Annotated in this window: 4 protein-coding genes and 4 tRNA genes; 3 read left to right on the top strand and 5 right to left on the bottom strand. The window is 27.9% G+C overall.

Annotated features, from left to right (window positions below):
* Positions 1–92: 92 nt before the first annotated feature.
* Positions 93–1,310, bottom strand: a complete 1,218-nt coding sequence (locus AVBRAN12637_RS09520; RefSeq protein WP_214117412.1) for a GGDEF domain-containing protein — start codon at positions 1,308–1,310, stop codon at positions 93–95.
* A complete protein-coding gene (locus AVBRAN12637_RS09515; protein ID WP_214120258.1) occupies positions 1,303–2,328 on the bottom strand; it encodes a GGDEF domain-containing protein in 1,026 nt (341 codons plus the stop codon). The genes AVBRAN12637_RS09520 and AVBRAN12637_RS09515 overlap by 8 nt, the downstream gene beginning before the upstream one ends.
* Positions 2,329–2,386: 58 nt before the next feature.
* On the opposite strand from AVBRAN12637_RS09515, the gene AVBRAN12637_RS09510 reads away from it, so the two are divergent.
* Both AVBRAN12637_RS09510 and AVBRAN12637_RS09505 read left to right on the top strand, forming a co-directional pair.
* Positions 2,387–3,973, top strand: coding sequence for an ABC-F family ATP-binding cassette domain-containing protein (locus AVBRAN12637_RS09510; protein WP_336615811.1), 1,587 nt, complete (start codon positions 2,387–2,389; stop codon positions 3,971–3,973).
* Positions 3,970–4,296 (top strand): hypothetical protein, encoded by a 327-nt coding sequence (locus AVBRAN12637_RS09505; protein WP_214117415.1) that lies wholly within the window; start codon positions 3,970–3,972, stop codon positions 4,294–4,296. The genes AVBRAN12637_RS09510 and AVBRAN12637_RS09505 overlap by 4 nt, the downstream gene beginning before the upstream one ends.
* A gap of 325 nt (positions 4,297–4,621) precedes the next feature.
* Here the strand turns inward: AVBRAN12637_RS09505 and AVBRAN12637_RS09500 are convergent.
* The 3 genes from AVBRAN12637_RS09500 to AVBRAN12637_RS09490 form a co-directional block, all read right to left on the bottom strand.
* Positions 4,622–4,697 (bottom strand) — tRNA-Arg (locus tag AVBRAN12637_RS09500).
* A 31-nt stretch (positions 4,698–4,728) separates the two neighbouring features.
* A tRNA-His gene (locus AVBRAN12637_RS09495) sits at positions 4,729–4,805 on the bottom strand.
* Positions 4,806–4,827: 22 nt separating this feature from the next.
* A tRNA-Pro gene (locus AVBRAN12637_RS09490) sits at positions 4,828–4,905 on the bottom strand.
* Between the two features lie 99 nt (positions 4,906–5,004).
* On the opposite strand from AVBRAN12637_RS09490, the gene AVBRAN12637_RS09485 reads away from it, so the two are divergent.
* Positions 5,005–5,079: transfer RNA gene (locus tag AVBRAN12637_RS09485), tRNA-Val, on the top strand.
* Positions 5,080–5,121 lie beyond the last annotated feature (42 nt).

Raw genomic sequence — 5,121 nt, 5'->3', positions numbered from 1 at the left:
AAAATTTTTTTAAAAAAATTAAGAATTTAAAAAAGCATTCTAAATTCTTAATTTTAAATTCTACTAGCGGTATTTAATTCATAAATACTCTGCTAGAAATACCCCCCCCCTATCTCGTGTAACATAGAGCGAACGCAATTTCTACCATCTTCTTTTGCTTTATATAAATAAGCATCAGCAGCTTTTAATACTGATTCAAAATCTCTATTATCAGCATTTCTACAAGCTACACCAATACTTGTGCTACCTTTCCAAATCACTTTTTTATGTTCGTCTAATACTTCTATACCATTTACTACTGCGTGTAAAGCATTTGCAATTGCCACTGCTTCATCTAAAGAATATTTTTGTAATATTACTAAAAATTCATCACCACCTAAACGACAAAAGTGTATGCTATCTCTATCGTTATACTTATATTTATTACATAATTCATTAGTATCAAAAAAATATTTAACAGCATTTGAAAATTGTTTTAAAACCAAATCTCCTGCATGGTGTCCATAAGTATCATTAACTTCTTTAAACTTATCTAAATCTAATTGAATAATAGCACAGGTTGGGTCTTGATATTCATTCCATATATTATTTAATACAAACATAGCCTGTCGTCTATTAAACAATCCTGTTAATTCATCTGTAATTGATTTTTTCTTATTTTCTTGAATTTGTTCTTGCAGTTGTTTTTCTTTTTTGTTAAGACTTGATTTAATATCTGCTTCAATTTCTAATAATTTCTCGTTTCTAATCTCATAAATTTTTAAAAGATTTGATAAGGTAATAGTTAGAATTTCTATATTTTTATCCATCTTTTCATTTATCATCTCAAATGCTCTTTGAGGACTATTACCAGCTTCTATAAATTTAATTTGTTTAGCTATTTTATAATCTTCTCCAACTATATGAAAAATCAGCCAATTTTTAACAAAATAAGCCAAGTTAATTGCAAGTTCTTTTTGATATACCATATCATCTTCACTATTTTGCTTTAACACTGCATCTCTCATCTTACCTAATTGTGATATACACTGCGAGTGAATATCTCTGTGGGTTTCTACATATTTTGTATATATAGCCATACTTTTCATATAATCTTCTTCATTTTTAAAATGCCAAGCAATATGACTTAAAACCACTTGAAATACAGATTCAAATTCTTTATAACCACTATTAGCTGCTTCAAATACTTGCTCTATTAATTCAAAGAACATTTTATGTTCTTCATCAACCACATCAATACCTATTTCTAATTCAGGCCCCCAGCCTTTTATATATTCTTGAATTGTTGCTTTTTTACTTTCACTACTCATATATTACTCTATTTCTTCCTGAATTTTTTGCTTTATATAACTTAGCATCAGCGTTTTTAAAGGCTTTTATTTTATCATCTTCTACCATTTCAACTCCAATACTAATAGTAACTTTTATAATTTTTTCATTAAATTTAAATATTTCTTTTTCTATATTTTCTCTTATATTATCTAATTTTGTTACACAATTTTTAAAGTCTTGATTTTTATATACGATTACAAATTCTTCTCCGCCAAATCTATAAACTTTATCTACATTAGCTTTTAATATCTTAGCTACATTTTTTAATATAAAATCACCAGCATCATGACCATAAGTATCATTAACTTTTTTAAAAAAATCTATATCACATACCGCTATTACATCATTAGCAATAAGCCTAGTTCTATCATAAGCTCTTCTATTTAAAACTTGAGTTAAAGCATCAAAAAATGCTAATTTATACCCTTCAAGAAATATAGAAATTAAAAATATTAAAGAAGCAAATTCAAAAAACCCAACATCTGTTTTTTCAAGAGTTTTAAAAAACATAAATTCAAAATAAGCTCCAATATACGCAAAAATTAATGTTTTTTCAAAAAATATAAAAAATCTTAATATCAATAAATACACTAAAAATACTAGAAAAAACACTAAGCCTAAATCAGTGATAAAAGAATTTGAAAATAAAAATTTATTAGTAGAATTTAATGCAAAGCTAGTATTTTGAGATAAAAATATACCTAATACTATGTATAAAATAAAAACAAAACTAATAGGTAATAAGCATTTTATAGTATCATACTCTTTTTTTAAAGATACTAAAAGCGCAAAAGCAAAAGGCATAAACAAACTTACATAAATATGGGTTTGATAATTTGCTGAAAATAAATAAATCATTTTAGAACTTATTAATAAAATACATACCGATATTATGTTGTATTTTTTAAAGTAAAGTGCAATAATAAGTGCTAATATCTCTAAAATAAAAGTAGCACTAGGCAAAGAAATTATTAATTCACTTAAAAATGAGTTCATTGATTGTAGAGCCTTTTGTAAATTTTAAAGAAACGATTATATAAAAAAAGGATAAAAAATGGTAGAAATCAAATCTCTTACTATGAGATACCCTACGGGATTATTATTTGAAAATGTAAATTTAAGCTTAAAAAGAGGCGAAAAATATGGACTTATCGGTGCAAACGGGGCTGGAAAATCAACATTTTTAAAAATTATAGCAGGAGAACTTGAAGCAACTAGCGGAGAAGTTAGTTTTGAAAATGGCGTAAGATACGGCGTGTTAGAGCAAAATCAATTTGCGTATGAAGAATTTAGTTTAAAAGATGCAGTTTTATATGGAAACAAAAGACTTTATAATGCAGTAAAAGAAAAAAAAAATATATATGCAACTTGCACAGATTATACCGATGAAATAAATAATCGCTTAAGCGAACTTGAAATGATTTGTGCAGAAGAAGACCCAAATTATGAATACGATACTAGATGTGAAAAAATATTAAGCTCTTTAAATCTTCATAATTATGATGAACTTATGAAAAATGTTCAAACAAGTGATAAATTTAAAGTTCTAATCGCACAGGTATTATTTGCTAAACCTGATGTGTTATTTTTAGATGAGCCTACGAATAACCTTGATTTAGACGCTATTAATTGGCTAGAAAATGAACTAAAACGCCACGATGGAACAATGGTTGTAATTTCTCACGATAGATTTTTCTTAAATAGTATTTGCACAAGAATGCTTGATGTAGATTTCAAACAAATTCGTGAATTTGCAGGAAATTACGATGATTGGTATATGCAAAGCACACTTATTAAAAGACAAAAAGAAGCAAGTCTTGCTAAGAATTTAAAAGAAAAAGAAGCTTTAGAAAAATTTATAGCTCGTTTTAGCGCAAATGCTTCTAAAGCAAGACAAGCAACAAGTCGTGCAAAAAACTTAGCAAAACTTGATGTAAGCGAAATAGAGATTTCAAGTAGGCGTGACCCATCAATTTTATTTAGATGTAATAGAGAAATTGGTAATGAAGTTTTAGAGCTAAACAATATAAGTAAGGCTTATGATAAGCAACTATTTAAAAACTTAAATCTTAAAGTAAATAAAGGCGATAAAATAGCAATAATTGGAGCAAGTGGAGCCGGAAAAAGCACATTAGCAAAGATTATAATGAATGAAATTTCTCCTGATAATGGAGAAGTAAAAATGGGTGCTACAATTGAACCTAGTTACTTCCCACAAGATACCTCAAGTAAAATTTGTGAAAATTTGAAACTATATGACTATTTAATTAGCGAAAAACATAAAGATATTGATGAAATTCGCAAATGCTTAGGTAGAATGCTCTTTAGCGGAACCGATCAAGAAAAAATGGCAAAAGATTTAAGCGGTGGTGAAAAGCACAGATTGATGTTGAGTAAAATTATGCTTGAAAGGGGTAATTTTATCTTACTTGATGAGCCAAATAACCATCTTGACCTTGAAGCTATTATTTCTCTTGGTGAAGCACTTTATGAATACGATGGAGTAGCAATTTGTATAAGCCACGATAGGGAATTAATCAATTCTTATGCAAATAGAATTTGGTATTTAAACAATGGTGAGCTTATTGATTTTGTTGGCACGTATGAAGAGTTTTTATTAAAATATGGGGAGGGCAAATGACATTTAAGGTGGAGTATTCGGCAGGTTTTGGTAATTTTAGTCAAAATCATATGGGTTTTGGGCCTACTATTTATATTGAAGAAATTATTAACTATGAGAGCAATAAGGATTATTTTGATTATGTTGATTTCTTTTTAAAGTATTCAAAAAAAGATGATACATTCTTTCAAATTAAATTACTTGAAGATAGAGAATTAAGTGAAAATGAAAAATTGTCTAAGAAAAAGTATTTAATGCTAAGAGATGCAATGTGTGAATGGGCTAAAAACAACACTCAAGATGAAGAGATAGAATTAGAAAAAAATTATCATCAAGGAGATTAAAAATCTCCTTTCGCTTAATTTAAATTCTAAAAAAAATAATATTAAGTTTTATACACAAAATATCTAGTAATGATTACTATGCAATATTCTTATATAAATAATTACAATAATTCAAACTTTAGCATTATAAAAATCTAAGTTGATTGTAAAATATTGCTACAAAATTATGTTTTTATATTTTAATTTTTATACTTATTTAATTTCAATATCTAATTTTATTTGTGATTATTCCAAAAAATATACCATTGGCATTTAATAATAAAACTACAACATTTATGAATATGGTTAAAAAATAATACTTAAATAATTAGCGAAAAATACAAGGTGGTACGCTAGGTAGGAGTCGAACCCACAACCTACAGATCCGAAGTCTGTTGCTCTATCCATTGAGCTACTAACGCAACAAAACTAAAATATGATTTTTTAAAAAAGTGGGGTGAGTGATGGGAATCGAACCCACGACCCTCAGGACCACAATCTGATGCTCTAACCGACTGAGCTACACTCACCATAAATGAAATAATAAAGAAGTGGTCGGGGTGAAAGGATTCGAACCTTCGGCCCCTTGGTCCCAAACCAAGTGCGCTAACCAGACTGCGCTACACCCCGAAAATGTTTTATAAGAAAGGTCGCATTATATATTAACTTTTTTAAAATGTCAAGAAAAAAATAATTTATTCACAAAATATTGCTAAAATTATACACAATGACCCCGTAACTCAGTGGTAGAGTGTTACCTTGACATGGTAAAAGTCGTTGGTTCAAGTCCAATCGGGGTCACCATTTTAATTATTCTTTTTTGATTATTCTTTTTATAAAATATAT

Source organism: Campylobacter sp. RM12637 (assembly GCF_020137645.1).
Lineage (GTDB): Bacteria > Campylobacterota > Campylobacteria > Campylobacterales > Campylobacteraceae > Campylobacter_E.
The sequence above is the reverse complement of the archived record's forward strand: the minus strand, read 5'-3'. Positions and strand labels throughout refer to the sequence as shown.

Excerpts from the sequence above, each read along its gene's own strand:
- AVBRAN12637_RS09520 (WP_214117412.1), bottom strand. The coding sequence starts at position 1,310 with ATGAGTAGTGAAAGTAAAAAAGCAACAATTCAAGAATATATAAAAGGC.
- AVBRAN12637_RS09515 (WP_214120258.1), bottom strand. The coding sequence starts at position 2,328 with ATGAACTCATTTTTAAGTGAATTAATAATTTCTTTGCCTAGTGCTACT.
- AVBRAN12637_RS09510 (WP_336615811.1), top strand. The coding sequence starts at position 2,387 with ATGGTAGAAATCAAATCTCTTACTATGAGATACCCTACGGGATTATTA.
- AVBRAN12637_RS09505 (WP_214117415.1), top strand. The coding sequence starts at position 3,970 with ATGACATTTAAGGTGGAGTATTCGGCAGGTTTTGGTAATTTTAGTCAA.